Genomic DNA, 17,666 nt, shown 5'->3' on the forward strand with positions numbered 1-17,666 from the left:
TCTCGGCATCGCGCGGGATACGGTCGCCGCGGCCGTGAGGTCGGAGCAGCCGCCGAAGTATGAGCGGCCGCCGCAGCCGACGTCGTTCTCGCCGTTCGAGGCGAGAGTCAGGGCGGTGCTGGCCGAGCACCCGTCGATGCCGGCGACGGTGATCGCGGAGCGGGTCGAGTGGTCGGTGCCGGCGGCGCTCGAATTCTGAACGGTTCCGCCGCCGCGCCGATCGTGGCCAGTTTTCGAGCGCCGTCGACATCGCCGCTACTGTCCAGTTTTCGAGCGCCGCCGACAGGTGGAACGACGCAAGGCGACCGAAGTCGAAACGCATCATCGGATCTCCGAGGCCGAGTTCAGGGGGTTCTCCCACCAGCAGATGGTGCTTGATGGTGATGGCCAGAGGCGATGGCGCCGGAGATCGAAGCAGAGCTCTTCGGTGAGTGAGTTCGTCCTTGTCCTGGATGCGAACGTCCTCGCCGAGCCCGTCACCCGCACGCTGCTGCCGCGGGTGATGCCAGTAGCGCTTCGGCTTGATCGCGCGTCATCGGCCGATGGCGGACGGAGTCGTCCTCACGCGCCGGCAAACCGCCGTACCGTGGGCTCCATGACGCACGATTCTCTCGGCCACCGGAGTCCGCGGTGAGCGCGGTCTCGCTCGGCCTGGCCGGCGCCACGGATCCGGGCTGGCTCCGCGAGCTCGCACCGGCCGCGGAGGCCGCCGGCTTCCACACCCTCTGGCTCAACGACACCCCGGACGGCGACGCCCTCGCGGGGCTCGCCGCCGTCGCCGAGGCCACCACGACGCTACGGCTCGCGACCGGCGTGGTACCGATCGACCGCCGCGGTCCGGGGCAGATCGCCGCCGCGGCGGCAGGGCTCCCCACCGAGCGGCTGGTCCTCGGCATCGGATCCGGGAACGCGCCGCACGCCGTGGCGGCGACCCGCAGCGCCCTCCGCGAGCTGCGCGCCCTGACCTCCGCGCGCATCGTGGTCGGCGCGCTGGGCCCGCGGATGCGGCGCCTCGCCGCCGAGGAGGCGGACGGCGTGCTGTGGAACTGGCTGACCCCGTCCGCCGCCGCGGCCGCGATGGGCGAGCTGCGGGACCAGGGCGGGACGGGCCCGCGCGGTATCCTCTACGTCCGCACCACCGTGGATGCTGACGCCCGCGGCGCGCTGGAGGCGGAGGCCGCCGGGTACGATTCCTACCCCGGCTACGCCGCGAACTTCGAGCGGCTCGGCGTGCGGGCGATCGACACCACGATCGCCGCGACGGACGAGGGGAGCCTGCTGGCGGGGGCGACCGCCTACCGCGAGGTCGTCGACGAGCTCGTGCTCCGGGCGGTGGTCGCCGAGGCATCCCTCACGGCGTACCGGCGCTTCATCGACCGGGCCGCGGCGGCGGTCGCCGCGCTGTCCGCGCGGGCGTAGACCTCCGGACGCGCTACCGCGGGGGCGCGTACAGGTAACTGGGCCGCGGACGCGCTGATCACGCGCTGGTCGTACTCGTGGTGGCCGCCCATGTTGTGCTCGTCGATGACGACGTCGCCGGTCGAGAGGATGCCGGAGACGTACGCCACGTGGTTCTGCCCCGGAAATCACGCCACGGCTCCGAGCTCTGGAGTGGCCCCGGTCGGCCAGCCGTGGTTCAGCCACGCCGACTTCCAATGGATCCGGCTCCCATGGGTGGGACCGGTCGGTTTGATCAGCATTTGACGTTGGTGACGGTGCACGGGGACCACTCCACTATTACGGCAGTACTTTCCGAAGGGCGTCGATCTGGACCAGTTCACCGATCAACGCCTCCGAGAAGTCAGCGAGGAACTCAACGACCGACCCCGTCTGATCCTCGGCGATCGGTCACCCGCGCAACTGATGACACGATGGATGCGAGAACCGATTCGCAACGATCGGTAGAAACTGCCCTTCGTCTCGTCGGCCGCGCAGCCATACAGCGTCGACCAACGGCATACCCGGCCGGTAGGCGATATGAGCGATCGACGGAGCGCCTAGTATCTGAAAGCTCGCGAAACCCCCGACAGCCAGGCGCCCGACCGCGTCCGGGCCGACGTCGAGAGAGAGCGCGGCCGCGCCGCCGGTGGTGGCCGCCGCCACCGCCTCTTCGATGCTCAGGTGGTGCTGCAGCACGGCCGTTGCAACGCAGAATTGCATATTCGTCGTGAACGAGGTCCCCGGGTTGCAGTTGGAGGCGATCGCGAGCCGCACGCCAGCGTCAGCTAGACGGCGCGCCGGCGCAAGCGCCTCGCGAGTGGACAGGTCGGCTCCCGGCAAGATCGTCGCCATCGTCATGCCGCCGGCAAGAGCGTCGAGGTCCGCGTCTGAGAGGTGGTTCACGTGGTCGACGCTCACCGCGCCGAGCTCGACGGCGAGGCCGACGCCACCGGATTCGCCGAGTTGGTTGCCATGCACCTTGAGGCCGAGACCCGCGGCGCGGCCTGCGAGCAGTACCTCGCGGGACTCGTCGACCGTGAAGGCGCCCGCCTCGCAGAATACGTCGACAAAGGCGGCGTACGGTGCCACCGCGGCAAGCATCGGACCGGTTACGAGATCCAGGTATTCCCGCCTGCCGACGCCGGCTGGTACGACGTGGGCGCCGAGGAAGGTGACCGCATCCGCTACCTCGGCTGAGATCCGGGCCAGCCGCTCTTCGGAGTCGAGATCGAGACCGTAGCCGGTCTTCGCTTCAAGTACCGTCGTACCGCCGGCAAGCGCCTCGGCGCGCAGGCGAAGCGCGTGCGCACGCAGTTCGGCGTCGGACGCGGCACGCGTGGCCCCCACGGTGGTCATGATGCCGCCGGCGGCATAGGGCCGACCGGCCATCCGATCGACGAACTCGGCCGCACGGTCGCCGGCGAAGACGAGGTGGGTGTGCGAGTCGACCCAGCCAGGCAGCACCGCGCGGCCGGCGACGTCGACGCGCTCGTCGGCCGGGGGCGCATCGGTCGCGGCGCCGATCCACGCGATCCGCTCGCCATCGATGACGATGGCGGCGTCGTGCAGGGTGCCGCACTCGTCCGTCTGCGTCGTCAATTCACCGATCGAGGTGATGAGGGTGGCCGTCATCGGACATACCCAGTCAGAACGTCGAGTTCGGAGAGCGCCGCTGCGAGCAGCTTCGCTGGATCACGGCCGTCGGCCAACCGGCCGCGCTCGGCCACGAGCTCGCCGCCCACCAGCACGCGCAGGACGTCCGACGCGGTGGCGGCCAGCGTCACCTGGTCGAAGCTCGCGCCGACGGTGCGTACGGAATCCGCATCCACCTCGAGCGTGTCCAGCGCGTCGGCCCAGCCGAGCGCCCTGTAGCCGCCCGTCGATCGCGCCGCGTCGAGTTCGGACGGACTGAACCGCCCACGAGCGAGCGAGCGCAACCGTTCCCCCGCCTCGAGTCCGCGCATCTCGAGGAACGGGTCGATGACGGTGTTCTGGTCGGAGCCGAGCGCGATCACGGCGCCGGCATCCGCAAGCTCGCGGGCAGGGCCGATCCCGTCTCCGAGGTCCGCCTCCGTCGTCGGGCACAACACGGCCGTCACGCCCGCCGCGCCGAGCAGCTGGATGTCCTCTTCGGTGAGGTGAGTCGCGTGCACGACGGAAAGCCGCGCGGTGAGCGCGCCCGCATCCGCGAGCACTTGCGTTGGAGTCCTGCCGTAGGCCTCCATCACCGCGGCGTTCTCGGCGGGCTGCTCGGAGAGGTGGACGTGCAGAGGAACTTCAGGGGGTATTCCGGCGACGATCTCGGCTATCGCAGGGGGCGGCACTGCTCGGACGGAATGGATGGCGGCGCCGATCAACACCCGATCGGAGGTCGCATCCGCGAGGGCATGCCAACGTTCCAGCCAGGCCGCAGCGCTGCCGTCGCAGAAGCGCGCCTGAATCGGTTCGAGAGCGCGCCCGGGGCCGCCCGCAAGGTAGCAAGTGTCGAGGAGCGTGAGACGGATGCCGACCCGTTCGGCAGCGGCGGCGAGGGAGCGCCCGATCGCGTTCGGGTCGCGGTAGGCACCACCGTCCGGACGGTGGTGCACATAGTGGAACTCGCCGACCGCCGTGTAGCCGCTCACCAGCATCTCGGCGAAGACAGCCTCGGCGAGTCGGCCGTACAGCTCGGGGTCCAGCACCGCGGCGACGCGGTACATCGCCTCGCGCCAGGCCCAGAAGTCGCCGCCATCCCGGTGGGTGCGACCGCGCAGCGCGCGATGAAACGCGTGCGAGTGGCCATTGCCTCCGCCGGCGAGAGTGACAGTCGTCACGAGGCGAGATCCCTGACGACCGTGACCAGTGCTGCGACTCCGGCGCGGCAGTCCTCATCGCTCGATGATTCGCTGGGCGCATGCGAGACGCCTGTCGGATTGCGCACGAACACCATCGCCGTTGGGAGCACGTCAGAGAGCACGCCTGCATCGTGCCCCGCTCCGGTCGCGAGGAGAGGCGCCCCGCCGAGCAGACCCGCGATCCGTTCGCGCAGAGCCGGGTCGAAATCGACACGCGATCCGTACGACTCCGCCGCGACCTCCAGCGTGCACCCGTGCGCTGCTGCGCCCTCGTGCGCAGTGGCAACGATCTCGTCGACCAGGCTGCGCGCTTCCACGTCGCCGTCGGCGCGCACATCGAGCCAGGCATCGACGCGGCGGGCGATGACGTTCGTGCCGCCCGGCACCGCCACCATCCGGCCGATCGTCGCGCGGCTGTGCGCGCCACGCCCCGGGTCATCGCGCACCGTCGCCGCGCGCTGCGCCGCGAGCACTGCGGTCCCGAACGCGGCCACCGGGTCGCGACGATCGGCCATTGCGGTGGTGCCGGCGTGGTTGCCCTCGCCCCCGAAGCTCAGCCGCCAGCGGCCATGGGCGAGAATCGACGACGCCACCGCGATCGGCGCACCGAGGTCGGCGAGGCCGCGGCCCTGCTCCACGTGCAGCTCGACGAAGGCCGCGAGAGCAGCGATCCGGTCGTCGTCGCGACCGAGGTCATCGGGATCCACGCCGTTGCTGCGTGCGACCTCGGCCAATGTCGCGCCGCCGCTGTCCATCAACGCTGCCACGCGCTCAGGGTCGATCGCGCCCGACATCAGCTTGGATCCCAGACAGGCCAGGCCGAAGCGGGAGCCCTCCTCCTCCATGAAGACCACGACCGCCATCGGAACTGTCGGCTCGAACCCCTCCGCCCGGAGACGTGCGAACGCCGCCAGGGCGGACGTGACACCGAGCGGCCCGTCGTAAGCGCCGCCACCGGGAACGGAGTCGAGATGGCTGCCGACTGCAATCGCATTGTCTCCTGGCCGTGCCGGAGCGCCCCACCACGCCCAGAGGTTGGCGTTCCGATCCACCTCGACGGTGAGGCCCAGCAATACGGCCTTGGTCAGAAACCAGTCGCGCAACTGCAATTCGGCGTCGTCGAAGACGTGCCGCGACCAGCCGCCGCGACTCGGATCGCGCCCAATCCCGTCGATCTCGTCGAGCAGCGTGACAACGTCCCAGCCGTCCTCGGACAGCGCGGTCGCCCCGGGCACGTCAGCCCTCCAGCATCGGGACGCGCAACCCGCGCTCCTTGGCGACCTCGGCGGCGCGCGAGTATCCTGCGTCGACGTGCCGCATCACGCCGGTGCCCGGATCGTTCTCCAATACTCTGGAGAGCTTCTCGGCCGCGAGGTCGGTGCCATCCGCGACGATGACCTGACCGGCGTGGATGGATCGACCGATGCCGACCCCGCCGCCGTGATGGATCGATACCCAGGTCGCGCCGGACGCGGTGTTCAGCAGGGCGTTGAGGAGCGGCCAGTCCGCGATCGCGTCCGAGCCATCGAGCATCGCCTCGGTCTCGCGATAAGGCGAGGCGACCGAACCGGAGTCGAGGTGGTCGCGGCCGATGACGATCGGCGCGGAGATGGTCCCGTTCGCCACCAGCTCGTTGAACTTCAAGCCCGCAAGGTGCCGCTCCTTGTATCCGAGCCAGCAGATACGAGCGGGCAGACCTTCGAAGCGGACCTTCTCGCCCGCTTTTGTGATCCAGCGACGCAACGACTCGTTCTCGGGGAAGAGCTCAAGGATCGCCCGGTCTGTGGCCGCGATGTCGGCCGGATCGCCGGAGAGCGCGACCCAGCGGAACGGTCCCATGCCCTCCTCGAAGAGCGGTCGGATGTACGCCGGTACGAAGCCGGGAAACGCAAACGCGTTCGGGTAGCCCCCGAGACGCGCACCTTCGCGCAAGGAGTTGCCGTAGTCGAAGACCTCGGCACCCTTATCCATGAATCCGACCATGGCGCGCACGTGCTTCGCCATCGACTCGTGGGCCCGCTCGGTGAAGCTCGCGGGGTCCGCGGCTGCTGCGACCTTCCAGTCCTCAACGGAGATGCCCTCGGGCAGATAGCTCAGCGGGTCATGCGCGCTCGTCTGGTCGGTGACGATATCGATTTCGATGTCGCCGCGTTCCAGGAAGGCGGGCACGAGCGTCGCGCAGTTGCCGACGAGGCCGATCGACAGCGGGGTCTTCGACGCTTTGGCGGCATTCGCCCGAACGAGGGCGTCGTCGAGGTCTACCGCGAGTTCGTCGAGGTAGCCGTGATCGATGCGGCGCTGCAGACGGGCGATGTCCACGTCGATCACGATCACGACGCCGTCGTTGAGAGTGACCGCCAGCGGCTGCGCGCCGCCCATTCCGCCGGCGCCGCCGGTGAGGGTGATCGTACCGGCGAGCGAGCCGCCGAACTTCTTGCGCGCGATCGCCGCGAAGCATTCGTAGGTGCCCTGCAGGATGCCCTGGGTGCCGATGTAGATCCACGAGCCAGCGGTCATCTGGCCGTACATGGTGAGACCCAGCGCTTCAAGCCGACGGAACTCGGGCCAGTTCGCCCACTCGCCCACCAGATTCGAGTTGGCGATGAGCACGCGCGGCGCCCACTCGTGCGTCTTGAAGACACCGACCGGCTTGCCGGACTGCACGAGCAGCGTCTCATCGGACTCGAGGTCCTTGAGCGTGCGGACGATCGCGTCGAACGCCTCCCAACTGCGAGCCGCACGGCCGGAGCCGCCGTAGACCACGAGATCGTCCGGGCGCTCGGCCACATCCGGGTCGAGGTTGTTCATGATCATGCGCAGCGGCGCCTCGGTCTGCCAGCTTTTCGCGGAGAGCTCGGAACGTCCTCGTTGCGAACGAGCACGTTCAGGAACGCGGTATTGATGAAGAGCCGATCCCTCCCGATCTTCAAATCCTTCAGGGCGCCGACTGCGACGAGCTCGTTGAGCCAGTGGGTCGCGGTCGGCCGCGAGACCCCGCACCGCTCCATCACGTTCTTGATGCGGCTGTAGGGCTGCTCGAAGAGCACGGCAAGGAGGTCTGCGTTCGCCCCCCCCGGGGTGATCTCGCGGATCACCGCGCGCATGTTCCGCTGGAGCTCGGCGATCGCGTCGATCTTGTGCAGGGTGGACAGCGCGGTCTCGCGAAGACCTTCCAGAAGGAAGAGGATCCACTCCTCCCAGCTGCCCTTCGCGATCACGTCGAGCAGGAGCGAGTAGTAGGCGTCCTTGTTGCGGATGATGTAGTGCGATAGGAACAGCACTGGAAGCTGCAGCACGCCGGCCTCGACCAGCAGCAGCACGTTCAGGATGCGGCCGGTGCGGCCGTTCCCGTCCTCGAAGGGGTGGATCGCTTCGAACTGGTAGTGGGCGACCGCCATCACTACCAGCGGGTCGAGGCCGTGATCGCCGTGGACGAAGTCCACCCAGTTCGCGAGCTTGTCGCGGATGAGCTTCTCGCCGACCGGGGGCGTGTAGATAGCGGATCGTGTCGCGGGGTTCGCGATGATCGTGCCGGGCAGCTTCCTCACGTCCATCTGTCGCCGCTTGATCGTGGTGCATACCTCTACCGCCGTGGTGACCGTGAGGGGCCTGGACTGGATTGCCTGCCACCCGGCGAAGAGGGCGGTCCGATAGCGCAGCGTCTCCTTCGTCGCCGGCTCCGGCGCGGAGTCCTCGTCCTCGGCGAACCGGAACAGCTCGTCCGTCGTCGTGACGATGTTCTCGATCTCCGAGCTGGCCTGCGCCTCCAGGACCGGGATGGTGTTGATCAGAACGCTCGGATTCGGAATCCTCCGGGATGCCTGGTCCAGGGCCGCCAACGCGGCACGCGCCTCCACCGCCGCCTTCAAAACCGCCTTGGTCTCGATCTCGACGCGCGGCGGCAGCAGAGGCAGCTCGTTATATGGGTCCGAAGCGGTCCAAGCCATCTGCAAACTCTATTGCCATACCCGTAAGACATGTAAAGAATCACCGTGATTTTTTACATATCATCCGGACGTGTCAATCAGCTTGCTGCATCTGGATCCACTGGCGCTCCAGGAAAGCACTCGTTCCATGAATTGTGGAGCGGGCAAAACTCGGAACGTGAAGACAAGAGGCTCTCAAGCCCGGAGCAACCCATTTTCGTCGTCACGCGCTCGCCGCGAGGTTCTCACGAATCCAGTCCTCATCCAAGTCCACAGTGCGCGCCACCGACAGGGATAGGTCGACGTTCAGCGAGTTCCCCGAAAGATACCCGCGCGCCACCGCGATCCGTCCGGCTTCCTCGGCCTTGTCGACGACCGGCAGGATGTCCGCGGAAGTCGCGGGTGTCAACATACCGACAGCCTCTTCCGTCGATGCGTACCGCCTCGGGATGGTCGGCCATGATCTCCGGCACGAGGTGAGCCGTCGCGAGAAACTCGTCGCCCGGGGTACGAGTCCGCGGTCGGTAGAGCGCGGCCAAGGACTCTCGGTGATACGCCTCGTCGGCGACTTCGGTGTTCGGCAATTGGTTACCCCAGAGCGGGAACTCGGTGAGCTCAAGCTGTCCGCCATCCGCCCCAAATACCGCTTCGCGCAGCGCCTGCTCAACAGGGTTGGCCGCAGGCGGCAGCGCACTCATCTTGGCCCGAACCTGCGCGACGGCCCGCGCTTCTGCGCGCGCAGCAGCAGCGGCCTCCTTGACCTCTTGCTCCACTCGCTTCGTCTCTACACGCTTCGTCTCTACAGCAGCCTGCTTGGCCGCAACCTTCGCCGCCTTCTTGTCTGCTTTCAACTCCGCTCGTGATTTCGAAGCCGAGGTGCCAACGGCCGGCGTGCCCACCGGATCCGGCAGAGGCGCGAAATTGTCCGTCCATCGCGCGCCGTCCCCCCAACGCAGTCGCCCTGAGCCGTCGGGATACCACCCAGCCGGGGCGGCTTGTGCATCTGTCACGACCGCACCCTAGCGGCTGCCAGTGGGATCCCGACAAGTGCAGACCGCCGCGTCTGGTAACGAACGGTTCCCACCGATGAGATTGCCGCCGGAGCCGTTTTGGTGCCAAAGCAGGGGTAGGTGACTAAGCATGATTCCGGAGTCACTTCGTCGTGCATCGAAGAACCGCAGAAAGTCAAGGCTCGCACCGTCCGGGAGGGTGGAGGCGACACTGAATCGAGTCCGAAAGCGTGTACGAAACCGTGTCATCGGAACATGCTTGGGCACAACAGCGCCCCGCAAAATCCGTGCTTATCAGGAGTTTCTGGTGCGCCTGGAGGGACTCGAACCCCCAACCTTCTGATCCGTAGTCAGATGCTCTATCCGTTGAGCTACAGGCGCAGGCGAAAGCCGAACTGACGAACGGCGAACCGGTAAAGCATATCAGCCGGGAAAGAGGGCCGTCCCATCCGGATCGGGCTGGCGGCGGTGCCGCCATCGCCCCGCGGCATCCGGCGCACTACGGGTTCGTGAGGTACCAGAGCAGGACGATGAAGACGACCTGCAGGGCCGCGAAACCATAGAAGACGACCCGCCGCCACTTCGCCGACAGTGCGATGGCCGGGTCGGCGAACATCGGGATGAGCGGCATGCACAGACGCAGGAAGCTCTGCGTCGGCGTCACGACCGCGAAGAGGTAGAGCGCGTACGAGCCGACCGTCGCGAGCATCGGCATGCCGAGGCGACGCAGCCGACGCCGGAAGAGCCAGTAGGCGAACCCCGCCACCGCTGCCGCGGCGAAGACGACACCGAACGCGCCGGTGTAGCGACCGAAGAACTCGAAGGGTGCCGCGAACGGCACGAACGGGGCGTACCCGATGAGGTCGACCCGCCAGGAGAGCTCCGTCGACATGTAGAGGCCGGGCAGCCCCGTGACGATCGAGCCGACGACGGGCCACGCCATCCCAGTGACGAAGGTGATGAGACCCGCGGCGATCATGGCGATGCGCTGCCGCCAGGGGAACTCCACGCGCTCGAGAGCGAAGTGCGCCCGCCACCACTTGACGCAGAACACGATGAGCACCGCCGCCGCAAGCGCGACTTCGCCGGGTCTGGTGAATGCCGCGATCGACGCGGGGATCGTCATCAGCCAGTAGCGCTCGCGCTGGAAGAGCAGCATCGCACTGAACATGAGGAGGAAGAACAGGCTCTCGGCGTATGTCGTCTGGAGCAGGAATCCCAGCGGCCCGAAGGCGAACAGGGCGGTGACGAACTGCGCCGTCTTGTGACCGGCGCGGTCGTGGACGAGGAAATAGAGCGCGATCGCGGCGCCGAGGCCGCAGACCATCGAGAACACGGTGCCGAGCGAGAAGAATCCGAACCCCGTGACGACCGAAAGGCCTTTGACGACGAGGGGGTAGACCGGCAGGAACGCCCACGGGTTCGGGGCGATCGCGCCGGTGCCGTCGACGGGCGGATGCACCGGATAGCCGTGGTTGAAGATGTAGTTGTAGTGCTCGCCGTCCCAGAGGCCCGAGAACGTGAAGAAGTTCACCGTGTCGCGATAGTGCGCCCCGTCGGCAAGGACATACCACGGCTCGCTGTAGTAGCTGGGCACGCTCCAGCCGTTGGCGAGGACGATCCAGAGCAGGATCGCGATGAGCGCCGACGAGTACACCCTGGATAGGGCGTACATGCCGACCACCGTCCACACCTGGCGGGCGATCAGGCCACGTCGCGCCGGGCGGCGGATGCTCGGCTCGAGGAGCGACCGCCTGGTCGTCGAATCGAGGAAAGCCATCACCAGGATTCTATGCGCGGGGCCTCAGGCGCGGCTGTTCCAGAACTACAGCGCGCGAGTCGGGGCGTGCCGCTCCAGGAACTCGTAGACGGCCGTGGTGTCGATCCCCGTCGACGTGCCCTGCGGCATCGCGGCCAGAAGCGACGAGTTGAGGCGCGCGCTCGGCCAGGCCTGGCCGTCCCAGTGGGCCGCGAGCACGTCGGATGGCTGGCTGCAGCAGGCTGGGTCGGGGCAGGTCGAGACGAGACGCTTCGTCGTGTCGCGCCCGCGGAACCACTTCGCGTGGGCGAACTTCGTGCCGAGGCTGACCGAGAAGTCGCCCTGTGCGGACGACTGGATGCTCGAGGTGCACCAGTAGGTACCAGTGGGCTTGTCGGTGTACTGGTGATACGGGCTGAGGCGGTCCTCGATCTCGAAGACCTGTCGGGCACTCCACCACCGGCACACCCGCTGCCCCTCGACCGCGCCAAGGGCGTCGGACGGGAACTTCACATCGTCGTTCTCGTATGCCTTGGAGACCGCGCCGCTCGAGTGCACCTTGAGGAAGTGGACGGGGATGTCGAGGTGCTGCGTCGCGAGGTTGGTGAAGCGGTGCGCCGCGGTCTCGTAGCTCACCGCGAAGGCGTCCCGCAGGTCTTCGACGGAGAGCTCGCGCGCCGCCTTCGCCGTCGAGAGGAACTCGACGGCGCTCTGCTCGGCAACCATGAGTGCGCCGGCGAGGTAGTTCGTCTCGACCCGCTGCCGCAGCAGGTCGCCGTAGTCGTTGGGCTCCGGCTGGCCGAGCACATGAGCCGCGAGAGCCTGGAGAAGAGCCGAACGCGGGTCGGTTCCGGACTGCTTGATCGGCAGGTAGATCCGTCCGTTGCGGCGGTCGGTGATGCTCCGGGTGGTGGAGGGCAGATCCCGGACGTAGTGCAGCGTGAAGCCGAGGTGGGCGGCAAGCTCCGACGACGCCCGCTGCGACAGCGGGCCGCCGCGATGGCCGAGCGCCTGAAGAAGCCCGGCCGCCGTCTTCTCCAGCTCGGGGTAGTAGTTGTTGCGCCTGCGCTGCTCAGCGCGCAACTGGGTATTGGCGAGGCGCGCCTCCTCCGGCGTCGCGGCGCGCTGCTGGTGGAGCCGCTCGAGCTCGCCGTGGAGCGCGAGGATCGTCTCGATCGCCTCGTCGCTGAGGCTCTTGCGCACCGGCAGCGCCGGCAGCCGCAGCGAGGCGAACAACGGCCCGCGCTGAGCCCGCTCGAGCGCGATCTCCAACGCGTCGCGCCTGCTGGCTGGCGCGGGGGCGAGCAGGTCGTCGACCGTCGTCCCCAGCGCCCGGGCGAGGCGCTGCAGCTCGGCGATCTTGAGCTCGCGACGACCGTTCTCGATCACCGAGACCTGCGAGGCGGCACGGCCGATCGCCGCTCCCAGCGTCTCGACCGTCATCCCGCGCTCGTTGCGCAGATGACGGATGCGCCGTCCGATTGCGAGCGAGTCGTTCGCACTCTCGTCGTCGATCTCGGGGCTCGTCGAAATGGCCATGGGAACAGCATCGCACGGCTTGCTCTTCTGAAAATCAGAAAACAGTGGATATTTCTGGGAGAAATCCTGGAAATTATTGCTTGACTGGCGCGCAAGCTTGAACGAAGCCCCACACCACAGACGAATGAAGGAACCCGACATGACCAGCCAGCCCCCCATCGGCACCCGCCCCGGCGACCAGATCCAGACCGCAGCCGACCTCGAGGCGGAATGGGCGATCAACCCGCGCTGGTCAGGCATCCGCCGCGACTACACCGCAGAGGACGTCATCGCCCTGCGCGGTCCGGTCCGCGAGGACGCCACGCTCGCCCGCCGCGGCGCCGAGAAGCTCTGGGAGCTCATCGAGCGCAACGCCGGAGACCGCGACCAGTGGATCGCCTCCCTCGGCGCCCTCACCGGGAACCAGGCCGTGCAGCAGGTGCGCGCCGGGCTCGAAGCCATCTACCTCTCGGGCTGGCAGGTCGCGGCCGACGCCAACCTCAGCGGCCAGACCTACCCCGACCAGAGCCTCTACCCGGCCAACTCGGTGCCGACCGTGGTGCGCCGCATCAACAACGCCCTGATGCGCGCCGGCCAGATCGAGTTCGTCGAAGAGGGCAGCACCTCGCGCGACTGGATGGCTCCGATCGTCGCCGACGCCGAGGCCGGCTTCGGCGGCCCGCTCAACGCCTTCGAGCTGATGAGCCAGATGATCCAGGCCGGCGCCGCGGGCGTCCACTGGGAGGACCAGCTCTCCAGCGAGAAGAAGTGCGGCCACATGGGCGGCAAGGTCCTCATCCCGACCAGCCAGCACGTGCGCACGCTCAACGCCGCCCGCCTCGCGGCCGACGTCGCCGGCGTGCCGACGATCATCATCGCGCGCACCGACGCCCTCGCAGCGACCCTGCTGACGAGCGACGTCGACGAGCGCGACCGTCCCTTCCTCACCGGTACGCGCACCAGCGAGGGCTTCTACGACGTGAAGAACGGCATCGAGCCGGTCATCGCGCGCGGCCACGCCTATGCACCGTACGCAGACCTGCTCTGGGTCGAGTCGAGCGAGCCCGACATCGAGCTCGCGAAGCGCTTCGCGGACAGCATCCACTCGGAGTTCCCCGACCAGCAGCTCGCCTACAACTGCTCGCCGAGCTTCAACTGGAAGCGCCACCTCGACGACGACCAGATCGCCCGGTTCCAACGCGAGCTCTCGGCGATGGGCTACGCCTTCCAGTTCATCACCCTCGCCGGATTCCACGCCCTCAACTACGCGATGTTCGACCTCGCCACCGGCTACAAGGAACGCCAGATGAGCGCCTACGTCGAGCTGCAGGAGGCCGAGATCGCCGCCGAGGCGCGCGGCTACACCGCGACCAAGCACCAGGCCGAGGTCGGCGCCGGCTACTTCGACCGCGTCTCCACCACCCTCAACCCCGAGAGCGCGACGCTCGCGCTCGTGGGGTCCACTGAGACCGAGCAGTTCTAGGGGTCACCATGAGCATCAGCAGCATCGAGGTGCTCGCCGACTCGGGCGGGCGCCAGAGCGACATCCTCACGCCCGAGGCGCTCGACTTTCTCACGAAGCTCCACGACAAGTTCGCTGCGGGGCGCCAGGAGCGCCTGCACGACCGACGGGTCCGCTTCACGCGCATCGACAACGGCCACGACCCGGAGTTCCTGCCCGAGACGGCCGCGATCCGCGGGAACGGCGAGTGGCGGGTCGCCGGGCCCGGGCCGGGCCTCGAGCACCGTCGGGTCGAGATCACCGGGCCGACGGACCGCAAGATGACGATCAACGCCCTCAACTCGGGCGCCGACGTGTGGCTCGCCGACGGCGAGGACGCGTTGAGCCCCACCTGGGCGAACGTCATCGGCGGCCAGGCCAACCTCTACGACGCCATCCGCCGCCAGATCGACTTCACGAGCGCGGACGGCAAAGAGTATCGACTGGGCGCGAAGACCCCGACGATCGTGTTCCGCCCGCGCGGCTGGCACCTCCCCGAGAAGCACCTCGCCTATGTCAACCGCGCCGGCAACAGCTCACCCGCCAGCGGCAGCCTCGTCGACTTCGGGCTCTACTTCTTCCACAACGCGACGAAGCTCATCGAGACCGGCACCGGACCATACTTCTACCTGCCCAAGATCGAGAACCACCTCGAGGCGCGGCTCTGGGACGACGTCTTCGCCTTCGCGGAGAACCAGCTCGGCATCGCGCACGGCACGATCCGGGCCACCGTGCTCATCGAGACCATCACGGCCGCGTTCGAAATGGACGAGATCCTCTATGAGATGCGCGATCACTGCGCCGGCCTCAACGCGGGGCGGTGGGACTACATCTTCAGCATCATCAAGAACTTCCGCGACCGCGGCCGCTCGTGGATGCTGCCCGACCGCGCCCAGATCACGATGACCGTGCCGTTCATGCGCGCCTACACCGAGCTCCTCGTCGCGACCTGCCACAAGCGGGGCGCGTACGCCATCGGCGGCATGAGTGCGTTCATCCCGAATCGTCACGACCCCGAGGTCACCGAGCGGGCGCTGCAGCAGGTCACCGCCGACAAGCACCGCGAGGCCGGCGACGGATTCGACGGCACCTGGGTCGCGCACCCCGACCTCGTGCCCGTCGCCCGCGCCGAATTCGACGCGGTGCTCGGCGACAAGCCGAACCAGCTGGATCGGCTTCGCGAGGATGTGCACGTCGAGGCATCCGACCTGCTCGACCTCCGGATCGAGGGCGGACGGATCACCGAGGCCGGCATCCGCTCGAACGTGTCGGTCGCACTGCGCTACATCGAGAGCTGGCTGCGCGGCGTCGGCGCGGCGGCGATCGACAACCTCATGGAAGACGCCGCCACCGCCGAGATCAGCCGGTCACAGCTGTGGCAGTGGATCCACCAGGGCGCGATCGCCGACGACGGTCGGCCCGTGCTGGCGGAGCGCGTCGAATGGATTCTCGAGCGCGAGTTCGAGAAGCAGCCGCGCACCCCGGGCGACCGGTTCGACGATGCGGCCGATGTGCTGCGCGAGGTCGCACTCGGGCAGGACTACCCGTCGTTCCTCACGGTTCCCGCCTACACGCGATACCTCGTCGAGGCCGAGACGCACACCGCGGTTCCTGCCTGATCGGAGACGCGATCGCCCAACTCAGCGGCCGGACACCCTGCCGCCGAGCTGGGCGATCAGCGCATCGGGATCCGGTGATGGCCACGATCGTCCTGGCGGTCTGCATTCCGGCCCGCTGCTGCGCGGGCGGGCGGTGGAACGAGCGGTTCGATGCAGCTGAGCGTTCCCCCCGGGGGCGGGTCCGCCCGGAAACGGGCGATCATGGCTCCCTCCCCAACTAACTACGCGCCGACTACGGCACGCGTCTGGCTGCGTGGACCGCCGAGGCTCCCGGCGGCGTCAGACTGTCGAAGACGGAGTGCACCCAACCCGCGAAGCGCAGGCTGGTGAACTGCCGCGTCAGACGCCAAACCTGGACGACATCGGCCTTGGACTCGCCGGCCGCGCGCGCGGCGAGGGGTGCAGGAACCTCGGCGACCCGCAGGCTGCTGCGCGCGAGGATCTCCAGGAGGATCTTGAACCCGCGCGGCCGCACGCGGCTCAACGGGACTGCGGCGAGTCGAACAGTGAAGAACCCGGACATCGGGTCGGTCACATCGCGGAAGCGCCTCGGGAAGAGCGCCTTGGCCAGGTGCGTGCCGAATTGCGAGAAAAAGACCCGCAACGGGCCGTCGAGTCCCTCGACCGAGCCGCCCTCGAGATAGCGCGAGCCGATGACGAGATCGACCTCCGAGGTGAGGGCCGTGTCGATGAGTATCGGCAACACCTCAGGAGAGTGCTGCAGGTCGGCATCCATCACCAGCACCCACGCGCCGTTGGCGCGCCGCATCCCCTCCAGCACGGCACCGCCGAGTCCGCCCGTCGGGCGGTCCCGATGGAGCACCGACACGGGGAACGTGCTTTCGGCGGCCATCAGCTCGATCTGCTCCGGGGTGCCGTCGGTCGAGTCGTCGACGAAGAGCACCTCGATCGGCCGGGTCCCGACGGATGCGGCGATCCTGGCGAGCAGAGGGCGGATGTTGTCCGCCTCGTTCCGGGTGGGGATGACCGCGGTGACAAGGCCGGAGCGGCTCATCGCGCGGGCTCGGCCGCGGCGTCCGGCACGCGGGCGAAGAGCGAGCGCATATGGAAGGCGAGTTCATGCGGGGTGGTCTCGCAGGGACTGTGGCCGGTCGCCAGGATCGCATTCTCCGCGCCCATCCGTTTGGCATGGCGCCGATAGGTGCGCGCTCGCCAGAGATCCTTGGTACCGGCGGCGACGAGTACGGGCAGCGCCCGGTCGCGCAGTCGAACCCGCAGATCGGGCGTGCGCATCATGAGTCCGATGATGCCGTCGACGCTTTCGCGCCGGGTGAGCGCGAGGCGTGCATTCGCGAAGGCGAGGCGTTCAGGCGTGACTTTGCTGAAGTTGGTGCGCACGTTCCACAGCAGCACCCCGCCGCCGATTCGAGAGGTGAAGAACGGGAGTCGGGTCAACCATCCGACGATGCGGACACGCCGGAACACCTGACCGGCCAGCGGCGGGGTGGCGAGCAACGTGAGCGAGCGCACGAGTTCGGGTCGCGCGAGAGCAACCATCTGCGCCACGATTCCGGCGAACGAGAATCCGAGCAGGTTGGCCGGCGCCCCCGCCTCGAGGAACGCGGTCATGTCATCGACGAAGAGGTCATAGGTCCAGGCATCGGGACCAGCCGGCCCGGCATCCGCCGATTCGTACTGGCCGGCGATGTCGTATGACTGCACGAAGTACCCATCGGAGGCCAGAATCTCGGCGAGGAGCTTGAAATCCTCCTTCGAGCCCGTCGCCCCGGGCACGAGCACCACGCGATCGCCGTCCGGGTCGCCGATCTCCCATGCCGCGAGCGCCCCGCTTGGCGCGTCGAAGCGGAACATGCGCGCACCCGCGGGCGGGAGGCTCCAATCGATCTCAGTGAGAGCCGCGTCCGCTGCACGCGCCTCCTCGAGACTCATCACCACTCAACCAGTACATCATCCCGTCGAAACAAAGCGCCCGCTTGGTGCGACGCGTTTCGGCCACCGGTTCGACGTGCCGCGCCGAAGACCGGGCGATCCGGTCACAGCCGCAGGCAGGGGCATGCAGAGGGCCGCCCAGCCGACG

General features: G+C 68.1%; 14 protein-coding genes, 1 tRNA gene and 2 pseudogenes. 5 read left to right on the forward strand and 12 right to left on the reverse strand.

Annotation, left to right across the window (positions count from 1 at the left end; all coding sequences use genetic code 11):
* Both M7D61_RS06510 and M7D61_RS06515 read left to right on the forward strand, forming a co-directional pair.
* A pseudogene (locus tag M7D61_RS06510) lies at positions 1-199 on the forward strand (IS21 family transposase); the annotation flags it as partial.
* 431 nt (positions 200-630) lie between these two features.
* Positions 631-1,419, forward strand: coding sequence for an LLM class flavin-dependent oxidoreductase (locus tag M7D61_RS06515; RefSeq protein ID WP_298228760.1), 789 nt, complete (start codon positions 631-633; stop codon positions 1,417-1,419).
* Positions 1,420-1,848: 429 nt separating this feature from the next.
* Here the strand turns inward: M7D61_RS06515 and hutI are convergent, their stop codons facing one another.
* The 6 genes from hutI to M7D61_RS06545 form a co-directional block, all read right to left on the reverse strand.
* Positions 1,849-3,072 carry an imidazolonepropionase gene (hutI, locus tag M7D61_RS06520; protein ID WP_298228762.1) on the reverse strand — a complete coding sequence of 408 codons (1,224 nt, stop codon included), beginning with the start codon at positions 3,070-3,072 and terminating at the stop codon, positions 1,849-1,851.
* A complete protein-coding gene (locus M7D61_RS06525) occupies positions 3,069-4,253 on the reverse strand; it encodes a formimidoylglutamate deiminase (protein WP_298228764.1) in 1,185 nt (394 codons plus the stop codon). Before M7D61_RS06525 ends, hutI begins: the two co-directional genes overlap by 4 nt.
* On the reverse strand, positions 4,250-5,509 hold the full coding sequence (locus M7D61_RS06530) for an allantoate amidohydrolase (protein WP_298228765.1): 1,260 nt from the start codon (positions 5,507-5,509) through the stop codon (positions 4,250-4,252). The genes M7D61_RS06525 and M7D61_RS06530 overlap by 4 nt, the downstream gene beginning before the upstream one ends.
* 1 nt (position 5,510) lies before the next feature.
* Entirely contained in the window at positions 5,511-7,094 is a 1,584-nt protein-coding gene (hutU, locus tag M7D61_RS06535) for a urocanate hydratase (RefSeq protein ID WP_366083839.1), read from the reverse strand.
* On the reverse strand, positions 7,085-8,221 hold the full coding sequence (locus M7D61_RS06540; RefSeq protein ID WP_298228767.1) for a Fic family protein: 1,137 nt from the start codon (positions 8,219-8,221) through the stop codon (positions 7,085-7,087). The genes hutU and M7D61_RS06540 overlap by 10 nt, the downstream gene beginning before the upstream one ends.
* A 202-nt stretch (positions 8,222-8,423) precedes the next feature.
* On the reverse strand, positions 8,424-8,612 hold the full coding sequence (locus M7D61_RS06545; protein WP_298228780.1) for a hypothetical protein: 189 nt from the start codon (positions 8,610-8,612) through the stop codon (positions 8,424-8,426).
* 136 nt (positions 8,613-8,748) lie between these two features.
* On the opposite strand from M7D61_RS06545, the gene M7D61_RS06550 reads away from it, so the two are divergent.
* Positions 8,749-9,063 (forward strand): hypothetical protein, encoded by a 315-nt coding sequence (locus tag M7D61_RS06550; protein ID WP_298228782.1) that lies wholly within the window; start codon positions 8,749-8,751, stop codon positions 9,061-9,063.
* 48 nt (positions 9,064-9,111) lie between these two features.
* Here M7D61_RS06550 and M7D61_RS06555 read toward each other — a convergent pair.
* The 4 genes and pseudogenes from M7D61_RS06555 to M7D61_RS06570 all read right to left on the reverse strand — a co-directional run.
* Positions 9,112-9,210: pseudogene (locus M7D61_RS06555) on the reverse strand (DUF2510 domain-containing protein); the annotation flags it as partial.
* 305 nt (positions 9,211-9,515) lie between these two features.
* Positions 9,516-9,591 (reverse strand) — tRNA-Arg (locus M7D61_RS06560).
* Positions 9,592-9,709: 118 nt separating this feature from the next.
* Positions 9,710-10,990: a hypothetical protein gene (locus M7D61_RS06565; protein ID WP_298228769.1), complete on the reverse strand. Its 1,281-nt coding sequence runs from the start codon at positions 10,988-10,990 to the stop codon at positions 9,710-9,712.
* Between the two features lie 45 nt (positions 10,991-11,035).
* Positions 11,036-12,508 carry a helix-turn-helix transcriptional regulator gene (locus M7D61_RS06570; RefSeq protein ID WP_298228771.1) on the reverse strand — a complete coding sequence of 491 codons (1,473 nt, stop codon included), beginning with the start codon at positions 12,506-12,508 and terminating at the stop codon, positions 11,036-11,038.
* A gap of 139 nt (positions 12,509-12,647) precedes the next feature.
* Between M7D61_RS06570 and aceA the strand changes: the two genes are divergently transcribed.
* Both aceA and aceB read left to right on the forward strand, forming a co-directional pair.
* Entirely contained in the window at positions 12,648-13,970 is a 1,323-nt protein-coding gene (gene aceA, locus M7D61_RS06575) for an isocitrate lyase (protein WP_298228772.1), read from the forward strand.
* 8 nt (positions 13,971-13,978) lie between these two features.
* A complete protein-coding gene (gene aceB / locus M7D61_RS06580) occupies positions 13,979-15,607 on the forward strand; it encodes a malate synthase A (RefSeq protein WP_298228774.1) in 1,629 nt (542 codons plus the stop codon).
* A gap of 232 nt (positions 15,608-15,839) precedes the next feature.
* Here aceB and M7D61_RS06585 read toward each other — a convergent pair whose 3' ends face one another.
* Together M7D61_RS06585 and M7D61_RS06590 are read right to left on the reverse strand one after the other, a co-directional pair.
* Positions 15,840-16,622, reverse strand: coding sequence for a glycosyltransferase (locus tag M7D61_RS06585; protein WP_298228776.1), 783 nt, complete (start codon positions 16,620-16,622; stop codon positions 15,840-15,842).
* Entirely contained in the window at positions 16,619-17,518 is a 900-nt protein-coding gene (locus M7D61_RS06590) for an alpha/beta hydrolase (protein WP_298228778.1), read from the reverse strand. Before M7D61_RS06590 ends, M7D61_RS06585 begins: the two co-directional genes overlap by 4 nt.
* Positions 17,519-17,666: the final 148 nt, after the last annotated feature.

The organism is Gryllotalpicola sp. (assembly GCF_027352875.1).
Taxonomy (GTDB): Bacteria; Actinomycetota; Actinomycetes; order Actinomycetales; family Microbacteriaceae; genus Gryllotalpicola.

Bases quoted from the DNA above. Each gene is read 5' to 3' on its own strand.
- hutI (WP_298228762.1), bottom strand. From the start codon at position 3,072: ATGACGGCCACCCTCATCACCTCGATCGGTGAATTGACGACGCAGACG.
- M7D61_RS06540 (WP_298228767.1), bottom strand. From the start codon at position 8,221: ATGGCTTGGACCGCTTCGGACCCATATAACGAGCTGCCTCTGCTGCCG.
- M7D61_RS06545 (WP_298228780.1), bottom strand. From the start codon at position 8,612: ATGTTGACACCCGCGACTTCCGCGGACATCCTGCCGGTCGTCGACAAG.
- M7D61_RS06565 (WP_298228769.1), bottom strand. From the start codon at position 10,990: ATGGCTTTCCTCGATTCGACGACCAGGCGGTCGCTCCTCGAGCCGAGC.
- M7D61_RS06570 (WP_298228771.1), bottom strand. From the start codon at position 12,508: ATGGCCATTTCGACGAGCCCCGAGATCGACGACGAGAGTGCGAACGAC.
- aceA (WP_298228772.1), top strand. From the start codon at position 12,648: ATGACCAGCCAGCCCCCCATCGGCACCCGCCCCGGCGACCAGATCCAG.
- aceB (WP_298228774.1), top strand. From the start codon at position 13,979: ATGAGCATCAGCAGCATCGAGGTGCTCGCCGACTCGGGCGGGCGCCAG.
- M7D61_RS06585 (WP_298228776.1), bottom strand. From the start codon at position 16,622: ATGAGCCGCTCCGGCCTTGTCACCGCGGTCATCCCCACCCGGAACGAG.
- M7D61_RS06590 (WP_298228778.1), bottom strand. From the start codon at position 17,518: ATGAGTCTCGAGGAGGCGCGTGCAGCGGACGCGGCTCTCACTGAGATC.